12 protein-coding genes are annotated in these 18,389 nt (G+C 51.6%); 2 read left to right on the top strand and 10 right to left on the bottom strand.

Annotated features, from left to right (window positions below; translation table 11 throughout):
- Positions 1–56: 56 nt before the first annotated feature.
- From KG631_RS09390 to KG631_RS09375, 4 genes are all read right to left on the bottom strand, one after another.
- Positions 57–1,031, bottom strand: a complete 975-nt coding sequence (locus tag KG631_RS09390) for a DUF4862 family protein (protein WP_213999073.1) — start codon at positions 1,029–1,031, stop codon at positions 57–59.
- Positions 1,032–1,090: 59 nt separating this feature from the next.
- Positions 1,091–1,399: a hypothetical protein gene (locus tag KG631_RS09385; RefSeq protein ID WP_213999072.1), complete on the bottom strand. Its 309-nt coding sequence runs from the start codon at positions 1,397–1,399 to the stop codon at positions 1,091–1,093.
- A gap of 199 nt (positions 1,400–1,598) precedes the next feature.
- Positions 1,599–2,924, bottom strand: a complete 1,326-nt coding sequence (locus KG631_RS09380; RefSeq protein WP_213999071.1) for a S8 family serine peptidase — start codon at positions 2,922–2,924, stop codon at positions 1,599–1,601.
- Positions 2,925–3,171: 247 nt separating this feature from the next.
- Complete coding sequence (locus tag KG631_RS09375; protein ID WP_213999070.1) at positions 3,172–4,353, bottom strand: NAD(P)/FAD-dependent oxidoreductase; 1,182 nt, start codon at positions 4,351–4,353, stop codon at positions 3,172–3,174.
- 433 nt (positions 4,354–4,786) lie between these two features.
- Here KG631_RS09375 and KG631_RS09370 point away from each other — a divergent pair, with 433 nt between their 5' ends.
- The gene (locus KG631_RS09370) at positions 4,787–6,877 is read left to right on the top strand and encodes a S8 family peptidase (RefSeq protein ID WP_213999065.1); all 2,091 of its coding nucleotides are present in this window, start codon (positions 4,787–4,789) and stop codon (positions 6,875–6,877) included.
- A 93-nt stretch (positions 6,878–6,970) separates the two neighbouring features.
- Here KG631_RS09370 and KG631_RS09365 read toward each other — a convergent pair whose 3' ends face one another.
- Both KG631_RS09365 and waaA read right to left on the bottom strand, forming a co-directional pair.
- Complete coding sequence (locus KG631_RS09365) at positions 6,971–9,205, bottom strand: tetratricopeptide repeat protein (RefSeq protein ID WP_213999063.1); 2,235 nt, start codon at positions 9,203–9,205, stop codon at positions 6,971–6,973.
- A 136-nt stretch (positions 9,206–9,341) separates the two neighbouring features.
- Positions 9,342–11,348 carry a lipid IV(A) 3-deoxy-D-manno-octulosonic acid transferase gene (gene waaA / locus KG631_RS09360; protein ID WP_213999057.1) on the bottom strand — a complete coding sequence of 669 codons (2,007 nt, stop codon included), beginning with the start codon at positions 11,346–11,348 and terminating at the stop codon, positions 9,342–9,344.
- Positions 11,349–11,515: 167 nt separating this feature from the next.
- Here waaA and KG631_RS09355 point away from each other — a divergent pair, with 167 nt between their 5' ends.
- Positions 11,516–12,442 (top strand): glycosyltransferase family A protein, encoded by a 927-nt coding sequence (locus KG631_RS09355; protein ID WP_213999050.1) that lies wholly within the window; start codon positions 11,516–11,518, stop codon positions 12,440–12,442.
- A 30-nt stretch (positions 12,443–12,472) separates the two neighbouring features.
- On the opposite strand, the gene KG631_RS09350 is transcribed toward KG631_RS09355, so the two are convergent.
- The 4 genes from KG631_RS09350 to KG631_RS09335 form a co-directional block, all read right to left on the bottom strand.
- Positions 12,473–13,357 carry a hypothetical protein gene (locus KG631_RS09350; RefSeq protein WP_213999044.1) on the bottom strand — a complete coding sequence of 295 codons (885 nt, stop codon included), beginning with the start codon at positions 13,355–13,357 and terminating at the stop codon, positions 12,473–12,475.
- 61 nt (positions 13,358–13,418) lie between these two features.
- Entirely contained in the window at positions 13,419–13,892 is a 474-nt protein-coding gene (locus KG631_RS09345; protein WP_213999037.1) for a peroxiredoxin, read from the bottom strand.
- A gap of 50 nt (positions 13,893–13,942) precedes the next feature.
- Positions 13,943–14,695 carry a class I SAM-dependent methyltransferase gene (locus KG631_RS09340; RefSeq protein ID WP_213999029.1) on the bottom strand — a complete coding sequence of 251 codons (753 nt, stop codon included), beginning with the start codon at positions 14,693–14,695 and terminating at the stop codon, positions 13,943–13,945.
- A gap of 124 nt (positions 14,696–14,819) precedes the next feature.
- Positions 14,820–18,380: a M1 family aminopeptidase gene (locus KG631_RS09335; protein WP_213999022.1), complete on the bottom strand. Its 3,561-nt coding sequence runs from the start codon at positions 18,378–18,380 to the stop codon at positions 14,820–14,822.
- Positions 18,381–18,389: the final 9 nt, after the last annotated feature.

Below are 18,389 nucleotides of genomic sequence, written 5' to 3'. Positions count from 1 at the left end.
GATGGGTTTACGGCGTGTCGGCGTGGGTAAACCTGTTTGGCCTAAACCCGGTTGATTCAATTAGCCTCAAAATAACGATCCAGTATTGCCAGCGTATCGCGGATAGTACCGATTCGCTGCTCAATAGCCGCATTAAGCGGCCTTATGCCAATTTTTGCCCCCAGCACTGTTAACGCTGCAGGGTTATTACAGGCGGCCAGACACTCATGCATGGCTTGCTCAGTCATCCAGCTGCCCGGCTCGCCGTGTTTTACCTTATAGCTGCTGCGGGGTGGCTGGTGGCTATCGCGCCAGGCGCCGTAGTCGCTGGCTTTATCTGACACCCCTGAGAACATTACACCGCTTAACAGCCCGGCCTGCTGTGCCGCCTGAATATGCTCAACAGCACCTTCAGGCCGTCGTGTTTCAAACACCGAGCGGCCCCAGTTAATGACCATGCCCAGCTGCTGGGCGGGTGGCAAAGTGCTGTTTAACTGGTGCAACACGTCCAGCTCGTCAGCCAGCGCCAAAAAGCCTTTCGACGGTGCGTGGCCTTCAACATAGGCATCGCAGTGCTCTATTACAATTTTCACGCCCTGCCAGTCCCAGCTCAGCATGGTCTGCAGCGATGCCATCAATGCTTGTTTAGACGAAGCCGCTTTATGCCGTGCAGGGGCCGTTTGAATTTGAATGGCCGCTACCGCCTGGCGGCCCAGATGAGCGTTCAGTTTAGCAATGGCCGCGCAGGCTTGCTGCATAAACTCCAGTGCAGCCTGGCGGCCGGCTTCATCAACTGAGGCAATGCCAAACTTGGGGTTCTGGCCCAGTGCATTCATAATGCCGGGAATGCAGGTAAACACGAAGTCCCAGCTCGGGTCGATATTGGCTAAAAACCAGGCGTCGTCATGTTGATGCAAGCTGCCCAGAAACGGATGCTCCAGGCCTTTAATATTGGGCAGGGCTTTTAGCTCATTGTAAAAAGCAGTTTCCAGTTCAGGGTCCCAGCCGCTGTGGTTCGGTGAGGCAGCATAAGCGCCAAGGTAATACTTCATAGTTTGGTTCATCCGTTTAGCAGGATTAGTCGTCAGGGCTGGTGGTATACCTGGGGCTGTTAATCATCAGGGCTATTCAGGGTAAACACCAGATGCTTGCGCATATCTTTCAGCACTATCCCTTTTTTCAGCATTAAACCACTCAGGCGCTTTTGCCAGCTTAACAGCTGCGGCTTTGCTGCCTCAAGCTCGGTTTCAGTGGCAAACTGCATTCGCACCAATAATGAGCCTGGAAAAGCCTCATACTCCAGACTAAACCAGCACTGCACTACACCAGACAGTTCTGCCTGGGCCTGCTGCTCTAACGCTGTTACGGCAGAAAGCACTGCTGCCTGTTGTTTAAGTTGTACTTTAGAGAGTTTTTTCACTAATAATCAGGCCATTAATCAACGATCAGCATAAGGCTGCAAAGTTTAACTGCAAACATCGCAATCGACAATTACCCTGCCATCTTGAGTTCGGACAGCAGGGTCTGAAGCACAGCTAGACGGCAGAATCCTGGGATACTATTTGCCGCGTAAAATAGCAAAAGCCCGCAATCGCGGGCTTTCGGGTATAAGTAAAAGATTATTGCACTGCATTCAGCGCATTAATTCTTCCTTTGCCGTAGAATGGATCTGTGCCAGCCTGTCCCAGGTCGTCTGCAGATTTTTCAAGAGCAGCTTTAATTTTTGCCGGACTTCTGCCAACGTCCTCCACCATCATCGCAGCTAAACCGCTCACGTGTGGCGCAGCCATGGAGGTACCACTCAAACCAACAATGAAAGAACTAGCCGTCCGGCAAACTGGAATGACCAGCGATGTATTAGAACAGGCAGCAAAAACCGAAATACCATTATTGCCTCCAGGCGCAGCAACGTTGATTGCAGAACGGCCATAATTGGTATAAGTAGCGGGGCTATCAATATTCAACCAAGGTCCATTGATACTCTCACTACTTTCAGGTCCGGTTGCCGACACACAAACAGTTGACGGCGTAGAGCAATAGGTTTTATAGCCGTTACCATCATGATCCATGTCGATTGCTGAGTTACCTGCAGATACTACCACCGTAACACCTTGTGCCCGAGCGTAGTTAAAGAACTTGTTAAGAAAGCCTACATAACCCTGAAACTCAGACTTACTGAAGGTTCCACCCAGGCTCATATTAATAATGTCAGCGCCGTTATCTATTGCATGTGCGAGCCCCATAAAAATGGCATCGCCCGGGCAGCCACCGTACACGCTGCACACTTTAACGCCCATCAGCGTAGTGTGAGATGTGACACCCGCTGCGGCTATTGCATTACTCGATATCGTAGAGGCTACGTGGGTACCGTGATAATGCAGGTCGGTGATCGGGTGCATACCTGGGAAGTAAAGGTTAACAAGTTCATCATCCTGCGGTAGAAATGAAGCCGAACGATCAAGGTCAACTAATCCGTCCAAATCTATGTGGGTATAGGCAATCCCCGTATCCAGCACTGCTACTGTAACGGCTGCTGAGCCCGTTCTACCCAGCGCCCAGGCATCAGCCACCTGAATGGCTTGTAAATTCCACTGCCGGGGAAAGAAAAATGCATTGGAGGGGTTGTCATTGTTTTCGATGGCCTGAAGTTCAACGCTACTGGTCGACCCCATCATGGTGTCAGGTAGATTAAAGGTAAAATTCGGAGCAATCTCATCGACCGAATTTAACAGCGATAGCTGACTGAGTCCGTCATCACTCAGCCCTTCAACGACGGCAAAGCCTGTCGCATCATGCCTGTAAACCACCTCACCACCGAGTGTTGCCACTGAGGTGTTAAAATTCTTGGCACTACCTTTTAGTAAAACTAAGTGACGTTCGCCAGCTTCCGCAATGTTTGCTGTAGCGGCCAGTAATAAGGTTCCAATGATAATTGCTGTTTTCATAAGTGTTCCTATTAAAATGCTAACCTACTTCGTTATTGTTTGTGGATTATTAAGGTTGTCATTGAACATCAAAATATTGATGACCCTTAAATATCTGCAAGAGCCAAGCCAAACATTAGAAATAACTTAAAATCATGCATTTACAATTGTTAACACTTTCGGGACAGCGGAATACTGTAAGGAATGCTGACAATTAGAATTAGACAGGCTGCTTACAATCACTTCCTTCAGGCTATATCTGTATCAACTAACAATACTGGCCAGCCACCCAACCGCTGGCCCAGGCCCACTGGAAATTATAGCCGCCGAGCCAGCCGGTGACGTCAACCACTTCGCCGATAAAGTACAAGCCGGGTTGTTGTTTGGCTTCCATGGTTTTGGAGGATAGGTAATCGGTGTCGACACCGCCGATGGTCACTTCGGCGGTGCGATAACCTTCGGTGCCGTTGGGTTTAAATACATAGCCATGCAGGCTATCGGCGAGCTGTTGAATACTTTTTGGGTTTAATGCTTTCAGCGGCTGATTAGTGAAAACCTTTAATTCCAGCAGTTTTTCGACCAAACGCTTTGGTAGCAACTTAGCCAGCGCGGTTTTTACTTCCTGCTCCGGATGGGCTTGCTGCTGTGCAGTTAAAAACTCAACTAAGTTGGTTTGCGGTGCCATATTGACGATAACGTTATCGCCGGGTTGCCAATAGCTGGAAATTTGCAGTATCGCCGGGCCGCTTAAGCCGCGGTGAGTAAATAACATATCTTCCGGGAACAGCGTGCCGTTAGCTTCAGCGGTAACAGGTAGCGACACGCCACTTATTTCTTCAAACACCGCCTTGTCACTGGGTTGCCAGGTTAATGGCACTAACGCAGCGCGCAGCGGCAGTACTTTTAAACCAAACTGCTCGGCCAGCTGAAAACCAAAAGCAGTGGCGCCTAAATTGGGCAGGCTTAAACCACCACTGGCAACGACTAAACTATGGCACTGCCGGCTTAGCTCTGGCGTAGTGACGGTGTACTGGCCATCGGCAAAGCTGACGCCGCTAATAGTTTGCTGCAGCGCAATTTGCACATTGGCGGCTTTGGCTTCGTTTAGCAGCATGTCCACAATATCTCTGGCACTGTCATCACAGAACAGCTGGCCGAGGGTTTTCTCGTGGTAAGCGATACCGTGCTTTTGCACTAAGGCAATAAAGTCCCACTGGGTATAGCGGCTAAGCGCCGACTTACAGAAATGCTTGTTTTGCGACAGGAAGTTTTCCGGGCTGCTGTAAATATTGGTAAAATTACAGCGGCCGCCACCCGACATTAAAATTTTGCGGCCTGGCCGTTTACCATTGTCCAGCAACAATACTTTGCGACCGCGTTTACCGGCCTCGATGGCACACATCAAGCCGGCAGCACCGGCGCCTACTATTATCACATCCCACTGCTGCATGCTTTACTGCCTGTCTGCTGAAAAATGGCTATTGTCGGCGACTGCCCTGTCATATGCAATTACTGGTAATTAAATAGTAAGGTTTAACCGGCTGTGCCGAAGCCACAGTCATTAAAATCAATATGCTTATGCAGTTTACTGCTAAGTAATAACTATTAATTATAAAAGTAGTCACTTAACTGTAATGCAGTGCTATCCGGGCCGGCTTGCACTGGCTGACTTGTTGCTTTTTTCGCCAAAACTAATAAAGCCCTTTTCCAGAAACAAACATAAAAGCGCGCTTATATCATTAACAGTTGTCACCATTTCGCGGATTTACACTTAGTTACACTTTGGTTAATAGTAACTTTGATGTTATCGCAGGTTTACGCCTTGCGCTCATCACTTCCAGGAATGTAGTTCTGATAATGACTAAAACAACAAGAGTGTACCCATGTATAAACCAAAATTTAAGCTTAGTAAGCTCGCCATTTTATGTATTCCCGCCAGTCTGTTAATGGCGCCGGCAATGGCGAATGATGATACTGATTACAGTAATGGCCCGGCCACCCGCTTTATTATCAAATACAAAGAATCTGCGACTGACGGCATGACCGAAGCACTACCGGCCAGTGTTGGCCAGCAGCGAAAAGCAGAGATCATGCAACGCCGTGCTGAGCGGTTAAGTAGCCGTGGTGGCGAAAATATGCGCTACGTGCGGCAAATGGCACTGGACAAGCGTGCAGTATTCCGCGCCGAGCGGCAGTTGTCGAAAAAAGAAACCCAGCGCATGTTATCGCTATTAGCACAGGATGATGAAGTTGAGCTGGTGGAAGAAGATCTGATCTTACGGGCCAGCTATACGCCAAACGACACCCAGTACAATAACCAATGGCACTATTACGAGGCCACCGGCGGCTTGCGAGCCCCTGCCGCCTGGGATAACGCTACTGGCCAGGGCGTCGTGGTCGCAGTACTGGATACCGGTTACCGGCCGCATGTTGATTTAAATGCCAATTTATTACCCGGTTACGACATGATTTCTGACGCCTTTATTGGTAATGATGGTAATGGCCGTGATTCTGATGCCCGCGACCCGGGTGACTGGGTGGATACCGGTGAATGCGGTAATGGCTACCCACCGTCGTTCCAGGGTTCCAGCTGGCATGGCACTCATGTTGCCGGCACCATTGCCGCAGTAAGCAATAATAACAGCGGTGTAGCCGGGGTAGCTTTTAATGCCAAAGTTGTGCCGGTGCGGGTGCTGGGTAAGTGCGGCGGCTATACCTCTGATATTGCCGACGGTATTATCTGGGCAGCAGGTGGCAGTGTCAGCGGTGTGCCAGCTAACCCTAACCCGGCGTCAGTGATTAACATGAGCCTGGGTGGTGGCGGTGCCTGTAACTCAGCTACCCAGAGTGCCATCAATGTTGCCAGAAATAATGGCGCTGTCGTGGTGGTTGCCTCTGGCAACGACAATGATAACGCCAACAACTACAACCCGGGCAACTGTGCCGGCGTAGTAAACGTAGCAGCGACTGGCCGTAACGGTGGCCGCGCCTACTATTCAAACTATGGCAGCTCTATTGATGTTGCCGCTCCGGGCGGCGCGATGAACTCAGCCAATGACTCCAATGGTGTGTTATCAACCTATAATACCGGCACAACCACACCCGGCAGCGATAGTTATGGTTACAGCCAGGGTACCTCAATGGCGGCTCCTCATGTTGCTGGTGTCGCAGCACTGATCAAACAAGCTAAACCTGCTGCCACGCCGGATGAAGTTGAGTCTATTCTGAAAAGCACTGCCCGCAGCTTTCCGGCAACCTGCAGTAGTTGTGGTACCGGCATTGTTGATGCCAATGCCGCCGTGCTTGCCGCCCAGGGTGACACGACAACACCACCGGCAGACAACGAGCTGGTAAAAGGGGTAGCAAAAACTAATTTATCAGGTGGCGCTAACTCAACCCAGTATTTCACTATTACCGTACCCGCCGGTGCAACCAATCTGAGCTTCAATATGGCAGGGGGCAGCGGAGATGCTGACTTATACGTGCGCTTTGGCAGCCAGCCGACCACCAGCGCGTATGACTGCCGGCCCTATAAAGGTGGCAACAGTGAAAGTTGCAGCTTCGCCAGCCCGCAGGCCGGTGTGTATCACGTAATGGTTCGTGGCTACAGTGCCTATTCCGGCGTGTCGCTGACAGCAGACTACACGGCAGCAGCCGGTGGTGGCAGCAATGGTGGTGGCGGTACCCTTGAGAACCTGAGTGCCACTACCGGTAACTGGTTGCACTACACCATAACAGTACCGGCTGGCATGGGTTCGTTAACGGTTAACAGCTCTGGCGGTACCGGCGATGCCGATTTATACGTGCGTCGTGGCAGCCAACCTACCACCACCAGTTATGATTGCCGGCCATACAAAAACGGCAATAATGAAAGCTGTAGTTTTACTAATCCACAGGCAGCGACTTACCATATCAGCCTGCGTGCTTACAGCAGCTTCAGCGGCCTGAAACTGGTTGTTGAATATAAGCCTTAAACGTTAGTTATGCAGCAAAGACCAAGGGCGCCATTGGCGCCCTTTTTTAGTAACCGAGCCACTGCGGCTCACTACAATTGCAGCCTGGCGTGATTACGGATTCAGTAACCGGTGCAGTTGCGCTTTCGCCAGCGGCTCATCCTGCGCGGCGGCCAGCTGGTAGTAATCGCGCGCTTTAATCAGATCGCGGCCCACCCCCCGGCCATTTTCATACATCCAGCCCAGATTATACTGCGCCGTTGCATAGCCTTGCTCTGCCGCCTGAGTGAACAGCTCTACCGCTTTTTTATCGTCCGCTTTTACCAGCCGGCCATTTTTATAAAACATCCCAAGTGCGGTCAGTGCCCGTGGCACCCTGGCATCGAGCGAGCGCTGATACAGCGCCAGCGCGCGGGCTTCATCCTGTGGTACGCCATAACCCTTTTCATACAACCAGCCCAGATGCGCCAGTGCCCGGCTATGCTGCTGATCAACAGCAAGCTGATACCAATATACCGCTTGCTTATCGTCCTGTTTTACGCCCCGGCCGGTTTCAAAACGTAATCCCATATTAAACTGAGCATCGGCATCGCCGGTTTCAGCTACCTTCTGATACCAGTACACGGCCTGCTGTTCGTCTTGTGGCACACCGCGGCCATTGGCGTACATAAACCCCAGGTTATACATGGCATATACTTCACCCTGCGCCGCGGCCTGCTGATACCAGCTAACAGCGGCGGCATCATCCTGAGCGGTACCGGTGCCATTAGCCAGGCGCAGCGCGACAGTATACTGCGCTATCGCCAGCCCTTGCTGGGCCGCTGCTTCAAACCATTGAAATGCCTGCGCTTCATCGACCGCAACGCCGGTGCCATTGGCATAACATAACCCCAATTGGTACTGAGCATTGGCCGAGCCCTGGCTGGCAGCCAATTCAAATAATGCTACCGCCCGGCTTAACTCTTCCTGCCGGCCACTACCCTGTTGTAATAACATACCCAGATAATAACTGGCGTCGCCGTCTTGCTGAGCAGCGGCCTGCTCCAACCATTCTTTAGCACGGGTGGTATTGGCCCGAATACCACGCCCCTGCAGATAACTGGCACCCACCTCACGCTGGGCTTCAGCTAAGCCCTGCTCTGCCGCTTTTAAAAATAATTTAAAGGCTGTATCGTCGTTTTTACTGACGCCGTTGCCATCACGATAAAGTAAACCCAGCTGATAGGCTGCCCGGGTGTGGTTCTGGGCCGATGCCTGCTGCAACCAGCGGGCCGCCTGCGCCATGTCAACCGCAGTGCCGCGACCATCGCTATAGCGGTTGGCGACGATAAACTGGGCATCAACATCGCCCTGGCTGGCCGCTTTCTCAAACCAGTTAAGCGCGGCGCGATCATCCTGAGTTACCCCGCGACCATTTGCATACATATAGCCAAGGTTGTACTGGGCCAGCACATGTTGCTGGTCAGCAGCCTGGCTATACCAGTAAACTGCCTGAGCATCATCTTTACTGACACCCCGGCCATTGGCAAACAGCAAGGCCAGATGATACTGGGCTGCTGCCATACCTTGCTCAGCTGCCGCAACAAACCAATTAGCCGCTTCGGTAAAATCGACCGCCACGCCATGACCATTAGCGTAGAGTGCTGCCAGATTATACTGGGCGTCCCGGTGACCGTTCTGCGCCAGTGGCAACCACTGCGCCAATGCCTCACTGTAATTTTCGCGATTAAACGCCCGCATGCCGGTATCAAAATTAGCTGAGCCAACATCAACTGAGCTGACATTACTGGTTGCCACTGGGGTATCAGCCCGGGTTTCCTGGGCGCTGCGCTCGGCAGCAGCATTTTGCTCACTCTGACTCTGATTGCTGGTTTGTGCTGCTGCCAGTGCCGCTGCCGGATTACTGGTGCCGAGCGTCAGTTCAGCAGTATTGCTAACCTGCGCCGGACGACTTGTCACGGCAGAGGGTGTTGCAACCCGTTGAGGTGCAGGCGCTGATACTACTGTTGCAGCAGCTTGTTCCGCCTTAAGCTGTTCAGCACCGCGCTCAATATCACGGCGGGCTGCAGAGAGCTCAGCAAAATCAGTGCTGTTTGATGCTGCCTGCTCCAGCCAGTACGACGCCTGCAATGGGTCCTGCTCCACCCCCTGGCCAAGAGAGTATGCCTTAGCCAGTTCAAACTGCGCAGCGGTAACGCCCTCCATCGCCAGATCCTGCCAAAGCTCTACCGCTTTAGCGTACCTGCCTTCCTGAAAAGCCGTTTTCGCTTCTGCCATTATTTCGGAATTATCTGCTGCTGCCACCAAACTGACTGCGAGCAATGCTGTTGTTATTATATTTAGCCGCATAGATGCCCCTCCGCTGCCTTAGTTATACCAAAGTTCAACAAAGACACCAACAGCTTAATCCATTATATAAGCGTTAAATAATGGTAAAAGCTGCAGCGAAAAGTGCGACAGAGCGCTAATTATGCGGGTTTAACGGCTAGTTTTGTTGCTGATAGCCATTTATAACATTTTGCCAGGCGCTGGCCTGCCAGTGAAAGGTACTGAGCTTTGCCTGTTCTTTATGCAGTGACCGTAGCAGCCGTTGCAGGTTAGATTGCTGCCAGCTGCCTGGTGGCCGACGGCGACATTTATCGAAGTCAATCAGCCAGACAGTACCTTTGTTATCCAGCAAAATATTGCGGCAGTTGAGATCAGTGTGATCGACACTGGCAGCATGCAACTTAGCAATGGCCACACCCACTGCTTGCCATTCTCTGTCGGACAGCGGCCGCTCATTACTGAGGATCGATGCCAGATCGCGGGCGCCGTCAATTCGTTCAATCAGTAAATCGGCGCGGTAACTCAGGCCAGTTTGCTGGTAACGCGCGGCGACAGGGGCAGGCACTGCCAGCCCTTGCTGGCGCAGCCATTGCAGCAAGCTGAACTCCTGCATCGCCCGGCTATACAGGACACTCTGATAGAAAAAACGGTCTTTGTTTACTTTGCCCGCCAAACCACCACGGTAATAATGGCGCAGTACTAACTGCTGCTGGTGCCCCTGATGTAAATGTTGAACAAACCAGGCGGTATTCCGGCCAGTTGAACTACCGGTTACCGCATGTTGTTGCTGCCACCAGCGCGGATCAAACTGCTCGGCACCAATATCATCGAAAAAATCCGCGCGGTACCAGTATAAGCTGCCGCCCCTGGCATGGCGCCGCACCTTGCCCAGACCGTCGCCGCCCAGTGCTGCTATAGCCCGGACACTGCGTGCAACTGCACCTTGCTGCGACTGATAAAACTGCCGGGCTCGTTCGCCCTGCTGCTGACGTAACGACGTATCAGCGAGCAGCGCCGCCGTATTCTGTTGTAACTGCGCAGCATCCTGCACAATACTCACCGCCTGGCGTTGTTCCAGCTGGTTGTAAGCATCGGCAAAATTAAAGTAGTGCGGTCCGGTTTGCACCGCTTTGCCAAAACAAATGGCCTCAAGCGGGTTATGCCCACCACGATTAATTAAACTGCCACCAATAAACACCAGGCTGGCTTGCTGATACCAGGCCAGTAACTCGCCCATGCTGTCAACCAAGGCTACCTCGGCACCCGCTGCCGGCGCACCGCCGCTACTCCGCCGCCATAATTGCAGCCCGGCACTAGTCACCAGTGCAGCGACTTTATTGAACCGCTCGGGGTGGCGCGGCACCAATACCAGTAATAAATTGCTGAACTGTTGCTGCAACTGGCGATACATGGCAATTAACTGCTCGTCTTCACCCTCATGGGTACTACCGGCAACCCATACCAGCCTTTCACTGAGCGCTGGCGCAAGTAGCGCACTTAATGCATCAAGGTTATCGGGCAGGCGCAGCTCAAATTTTAAATTACCCGCTACCTGCACGTTGCTGTGCCCCAGCGCCTGAAACCGCCGGGCACTGGCCTTATCCTGCGCCAGCAGCAAGCTAACTTGCTGCAACGCCGGTCGGGTCAGCCAGGCAAAGCGGCGGTAACCTCTGGCAGAACGTGCCGATAAACGGGCGTTGACCAGCACGGTTGGGATCAGCGCCTGATGGCATTGCTGCAGCAGGTTGGGCCACAGCTCTGTTTCAAGAATAACCATCAGTTGCGGCTGCAGATGGCTGATAAAACGCCGCACAGCACCGGGGTAATCGAAAGGCAGATAGCAGTGCTGCACAGTCTCTCCCAGTCGGCTGCGAATAGTCGCACTACCGGTTGGGGTGGTGCAGGTAACGGTAATAAGCTTGCCAGGATACTGCTGTTGCAACTGCTTAATTAACGGGATTGCGGCTATGGCTTCGCCAACCGAGACGGTATGCACCACGATGCCGCCGGCATTAATATGGCCAGGCAACCAGCCAAACCGCTCCATCAAACGCTCGCCATAGCGGCGGTCGCGCAGGGTACGCCAACCCAGATAAGCCAGTAAAGGCAATAAACCCAGGTACAACGCCAGCTGATATGCCACACGGCTTAACGCCTGAGCCATAGTAAAATCCTATATAAACTGACAGTAAGTCCGCGCTGCCAAAAGCGTTATGATGCCAAATATCAGCCGGCTACACCAAAAGAATCTGTTGCGATATCGGCTTTAATGCTAAACTTTTTGCCTTTGTAGCCGGTTAAACACCGTTAAACGCAACACCGGAGTCGTGCATGACCGCAGCCAAACAAGATTACCCCTCATTAGAGAAAGCCAGCCCGCTCGATACCTTTAAAGAAGTGTTGTTGCGCTTTGCCGCCTCAGGCTACTTTCCGGCAACTGCCTTTATCAAAAATCAGCCGGTCAAAACCGATTTACCGGTAGTGCACGACAATATTAAGCTGGAAATTGTAACGCACTGCTGGAACTACGCCCGTTTTTTTGTTTATCAGCTCAGCTCGCTGGTAAAGTATCCACCAACGAACATGCAGCTGCGTTTTACCGTGTTCTATTCGATGGAAGATACCGCAACGGCAGACTTACTGGCCCATTTCCAGACCATAAAGGTTGCTAATGTCGAGTGGAATTTTCAACCTTTAGCGACGCCATTACTATTGCGCCGGGCGATTGGCCGCAACCGCGCAGCGAAAGAAACTAAAGCCGACTGGGTCTGGTTTGCCGACTGCGATATGGTGTTTCATGAAAATTGCCTCGATACTCTGGAACAGCTGTTAAAGGGCCGTCAGGAAATATTACTGTTTCCTGATACCTTATTGGTTACGCCCTTGCTGACTGAAGCCGATCCGATGATTTCAGCCGGTAAGGACAAAACCGAATTGCTGGAGGTGGATAAAAGCAAATTCAAACCGCGTAAATTTGACCGGGCCACCGGCGCCATTCAGATAATACATGGTGAGGTTGCCCGCAACTGCGGTTACTGCGACGATTTAGCGGTATATCAGAAACCCAAATACCACTGGACCAAAACCTATGAAGACCGGGCGGTGCGATGGCTGCTGGGCACTCAGGGTGTACCGATAGCCCTGCCTAACCTGCTGCTTATCCGCCATGCCGAAAAAGGCCGCTATAAAGAAGACAGCAAAGTATCGGTTATTCGCAAAACGATCCGCCGGATAAAATCGGCACTTATTAACAAGTAAGTTGGCAATGTCAGAGCTGGCACGCTGGACTTAATTGTCCAGCGTAGGCTGGCCATACTCTTGCACCATATTTTTAATTTGAAAGTCATTTCCACTATCTGGTTGCTTGTTGAGCTGCCATAAAGTCACAGCCTTACTGCTTTTCCAGACAATCAGCTTTTTATTGCTGCCGGTGCGATGAATAGCACAGTTATTTAACGTCGCCATCCAATATAACCAGATGTCATCGCCATGCGGTGACAGGCGGCAAAATTTTTCAGCATTTGTTACATCCGGGTGCAATGCACCAGGTGGGAATAGGGCACCAGCACCGCTGGTAAAGAACAAGCGGTTATCCGGTCCACGCTGCTCTGTTTTCGCCTGCCAGAATCGGTAAGGTTGTAAGTTACCCTGGCTATCCTGGGTGATAAAGTGGGCCCGCAAGCAGACTACTTCCCGTTCGCCCCCCTGGTACCCTGCCAGTAACTCGGCCAGCCAGTCGTTGCGATAATAAATATCGTCATCAGCGGTGACATGGTAGGCATCAGGGTACTGCTGCAATGCTGGGATAAGCTTTTTGTACGACTTAATATCCTGCTCGACCAACTTGATAGTTAAGCCTTGCTGCTCAAGCGCTAAAACGTCCGATGGCAGCTGCTGGTAATCAGGCTTATACAGCCACAACACAACTTTGTCCGCGGCTATATGCTGCAGTAACAAAGATTTCAATGTTAGATGCAATGTCTCAAATCTTGGTGGATATGAAGTCAGATTGACTATCAGTTCACCCGCCAGTTTATGACGACGCTGAGTTAATGCTTCCCGCCGGGCCCATTGCTTAGTTAACACCGACTGAGCCGTATATTGCAGTGGGATGCCACCTAACGATTTAAACTTACGCTGCATATGACGCTTTAGCGTCGATAAAACTGACATACAAAAATCTCTTCAAGCAGCGTAATCAGTGACTATCAGCAACTGATCACGCTTTCACATATTACAGCGCCGCCAACATCACTTCAGCTTTACTGACTTCAAAGGTTTTCGGGGCTTCCACGTTTAACAAGGTTACCACGCCATTTTCAACCAGCATGGCGTAGCGCTGCGAGCGCACGCCGCCAAAATCACCGGTTTCCATGGTCAGGCCAACGGCTTTGTGAAAGGCGGCGCCGCCGTCGGCTAAAAATACAATTTCCTCGGCATTCTGGCTTTTGCCCCAGGCGCTCATGACAAAAGCATCATTTACCGCTGTGCAGATAATGGTATCCACACCTTTTGCTTTAATCTCGTCGGCCAGTGCAATATAACCGGGTAAATGGGCAGCCGAGCAAGTGGGCGTAAACGCCCCAGGCACAGCGAACATCAATACTTTTTTATTGGCAAAAATCTGGCTGGTGGTCGGGTTCATTACACCCTCTTTGGTCAGCTGTGAAAAACTGACTTCTGGTAACTTATCGCCGGTCTTAATCATACCTATTTCCCCTGAGTTTGCTTTCTGAAAGTAGTGAGCCCGTTGTTCCGTTAAATAGCAGCTTTTACATACACATCGAAACGGTTATTTTTACCGGTTACGGCCATAGTGGGCGCCTGGTTTGCCAGCCAGCTTGCATAGCCCGGCCGTTTTACCACCACCCGCTTTTGCGCCAGCTGCAATGCTGGTGCCAGTAAGCTATCGGCATCGTCATCGCTGCCGACCACCTCATGAAAGGCGCGCATTTCTTTTTTAACCTGCGCTGACTTTTCCCGGGCCGGAAACATCGGATCTAAAAAGACCACATCCACCGCAGCACTGCTGGTTAGCGCCTGTAATGCCGGACAATGACGCAGCTGCATGCGCGCTGCCACCGCGCTGAGTTTTGGATCGGCTGCAGCCCGGCGCAGGCCATCTGCTAATAAAGCAGCAACCACCGGATTACGCTCTACCAGCGTAACCGTAGCGCCCAGACTGGCCAGCACAAAAGCATCGCGACCAAGGCCGGCAGTCGCATCCAGTACGCTTAATTGACTTTTTTTATTCAGCCCGACCGCCTTGGCTATCGCTTCGCTTTTACCGCCACCATGCTGGCGCCGGTAGCGACTGGCGCCGCTGGCAAAATCAACCAGAATGGCGCCCTGTTTAGCCAGCTCAGTACTTTGCAGCACTAATGCCCCCTGCTGCATACTCAGGTACCAGCCGACGGGCTCGGTAAGGGTAGTCAGGCCAAATTGTTGTTGTAAATGCTGACAGTAGTCAGCATTTAATTCAGCACTTTGCAGCAGCGAAATAGGTAACATTTACAGTTTCACTCAACGAAAAGCCATGCAACTGATAAAACAAGGACACCAGTGTACCTGCTGTCCCGGTGCCCTGACCAGCTGCAATTTCGTTTAATAACCCTGCTTTAGCCAACCATTTAGCTCAGTTACTGACCCCACTGACATTATCAGCACTGTCGCGGTCAATTAGTTTGACAAACGGGTCCACCCCGGCGAACCGCGGTAGCTGGTCCACTAGCAGCTCCAGGGTGTTTTCTCCCGTTACCAACTGATGTTTTTGTAAATACAGTACGCTACTGTCCTGGTTAAATTTATCCGGGTCGGCACTGAATAAACCAATATCAATTTGCTCGCTCAGTGGCACGCTGGTTTGCTGGCCCAGTTCATCGGCCTGAAGTTTGTCAGCGATGACCGTTAACACTACTTTGTATTTGCCGTCAGCCAGCTGTTCGCTACTAGCACCGGCCAGACGCAAATCGTACAGGGTAATGTAGTTGAACTGATCAGCGATAAAAGCTGCTTCTGGTTCATCGGTGTTCAGGCTGATATACCGCACTAAATCTTCAGTGGTCGGGAATGGGTCATTGCGGTACTGATAGCGCTCAGCAAAAGCCCTTAAATTAGCATTTAAGCGTTGCTCCCCTAACCGGTCGGCGATGGCCATCATTACCACCGATCCCTTCTGGTAATGTATGTAGCTCTGGCTTTCTGAGCGCAGCAACGGCTGCTCACCTATCCGCTCACGCGAGCGGCTAGCCAGGTAGCTGTCGAGCTCAAAGCGCATAAACTTGCGCATATTATCCGGGCCATACTTTTGCTGCATTACCATCAGCGCAGCATATTGCGATAAGCTTTCGGAAATCACTGCACTACCCTGCACATCGGCAGCGCCAACCTGATGCCCCCACCACTGATGGGCCACTTCGTGGGCGGTAACGTAGTACACCGGGTCGATATTGTCAGGATCGCGCAAGTCAGTAATAAAGCCAATTTGCTCGGAGTAAGGCACGGTATTGGCAAAACTCTGCGCAAAACTGCGATAGCCCGGAAACTCAATAATCCGCAACTGCCGGTGCTGGTACGGGCCGAATGCTTTGCTGAAGTAAGCAATAGAGTCGCGCACCGACTCCAGCATCCGCGCGACATTCCACGGATGACCCGCATGGTAATACACTTCAATATCAACGCCGTTATATTGCTCCCGGGCCACTTCATAGCGACCAGACGACACTGAATAGAAGTTCACCATGGGCTGGTCCATTTTATAATGGAAATAATTGCGGCCATCCTGCTGCCAGTGTCGTTGCAGATAGCCCGGCACTAATGCAGTCTGATCAGCGCTGGTGGAAACGATGGCTTCAAACTGAATAAAGTCACCGTCCTGACCAAAAAAGTTCTGCTGATAGAAGCGCTCATCTTCCAGTTTGTTAGCCCGCGGCCGTGGTTCCAGCCCGCGTTTTTGCCGCTCATGGCGGTCTTGTAATTCGTAGTTTTGCTGGTAACCAAACTGCGGGAGCAACTCGCGGTTATTAATAAAAGTACCGTTTTCCAACACGCTGTAATCGAAGTTATTTTCTTTAATACCGCGATTCTGCCGTAATAAACGAATTTCACCGCTTATCTGCTCACCCGGTTGGACCGGCCTGGCAAACGTCAGCCAGGACTGGCGGAACCGCTCGTCGCGCTCGCTTAAGATGGCATTGGGGATAGTAATGGTCAGCTGTTCAGTATGTGCCGGCCAGTTAACCAGCAACCGGGTTATTGGCTGCGCCGACTTGTTCTGCCAGTTAACCAGTAAACGCGCCTGAATCTCCCGGGCCTGGGGGTAGATATCCAGCTCGGCTTTTATCCGGGTGGTTACCAGAATGGGCTTATCTTGCAGCGAGCTAAATTGCTTTTCGTAATCGGCCTGCAAGTCCATTCGCTGCTCTGACGTCTGGTAACTATTAATAAAGCGAGTTTGCTGCACCAGATAGCTGCCACTGCCAACAGCCAGCACCAGACACACTGCCGCCGTTAGCATGCCGGCGCGGCCCAACTGATAGGGCAACTGGCGCAGCCGCACTGTTAGTTTTTGCAACGGTCCGCGGTGATACAAACCATAACCAATAATAAACAACACCGCGGCAATGGCGCCCCAATACACCATATACCAGCTATGGGTTAACAGGCTCCAGCCATAGCCGTTTAAATCGGAATAGCCAATGGACGGCGACAGGGCAAAATTATACAGGCTATGACCATAACCCCAGGAAGCCAGCACCGTACTGAGCAGGAAATAGCCCACAAATAAGCCCATCCCGACATATTTATTAGGGCTGACCACCTGCAGGAAAAACGCCAGCACCACGCTGAGCATATATGGCAGCAACGTAAAGTAGCCCAGCCGCACCAGATATTGCAGCAGTTCCAGGTTATCGATGCCTTTAAGCAGCTGAAATACAACTGTGGTTGCGACAGCGAACAGCAACAACAGCGCCATCACCAGACAGACCGCAACAAATTTCGCCAGCCAGAACACCAGGTTCGGTACCGGCAAACTGTCGATAATATCGCCCATACCCGAGCTACGCTCGCGCCAGACAACTTCAGCACAGTAATACACCGTTACCACAACAATAATCAGGCCGGTGGCCCCGGTAATATTAGCAACCATCGTCTGGGTTACCGGCCAGTTTGACGTGCCATACCAGCCAAAATCGCCGAACATGGGTACCATCAGGTTTATTACCGTTAACAGGCCGAGAATAAAAAAGGGTGCGGTGAAAATGACCTGCCGGAATTCAAACTTCATCCGGGCATAGAACATTGGCAGCACAGCAAAACCACTGGCTTTTTGTTGCAGGGTATTCAGCAGTACCAACGGCGCAGCGCGCTGCTGGCCGCGTGGTTTCTTGCCGGTGGCTCTGCTTAGCTGGGGCAACTTAAACAGACCCGCCATCGCCAGTAATGCGGCCGCCACCCCCAGCCACAACAGCCGGTTTTGCAGCAGTACACCGCTAAAACTGACCAGCTGGCTGTTTTTCTCAATAATAGTCCAGTAGCGGCTGACATCGGCATAAGTGCGCAGCGCAAAGGGGTCGAGCAGTGCGGCTAGCTGGCGATACTCTGGCAACCTGGCAAAATTACCGGCCAGAATATAGAACACCAGTAACAGCACCGCGACCAGATACAACGCCATCATTGAACGAAAACGACGGGCAATCGCATAAAACAAGGCAGACAGAATAAACAGGCTCGGCACTGACAACAGCACAAAGGCATTAACATAATAGCTTAGTTGCGTTGGCCCAAAGCGGCTGGCGTCGACCCAGGGCATAAAACTGCCCAGTAAAATACCCAGCGGTACTGCGGTAAAAACCAGCAATACCACCAGATAACTACCGATAAAACGGCCAAACTGATAGCCAAAAGGCGCTATCGGTTTCGAGTAGATCAGTTCCTCCATTTGGTGGCTATTGTTACGCAGTACACTGGAGCCAACAAAGTTTACTACCAGAAACATCGCAAAAATGCCTAAGGTTAATAAAGTTTGAGCAATGGCAAAGCTGCCGTTCTTTAATACTTCGCCACCACTGCCAATACTGACCGAATTGGAGACCACTGATAAAAAGCTGATTAAAAACAGAATAAGGGCCACCACATAAAATGAAGGTTGGCGCAAATAATAACTAAGTTCAAACCGGAGCATTGCTGTAAACATGAATGTCTC

Origin of the sequence: Arsukibacterium sp., from assembly GCF_018402695.1 — a bacterium.
In the GTDB taxonomy this organism is placed as follows: domain Bacteria; phylum Pseudomonadota; class Gammaproteobacteria; order Enterobacterales; family Alteromonadaceae; genus Alishewanella.
The sequence above is the reverse complement of the archived record's forward strand: the minus strand, read 5'-3'. Positions and strand labels throughout refer to the sequence as shown.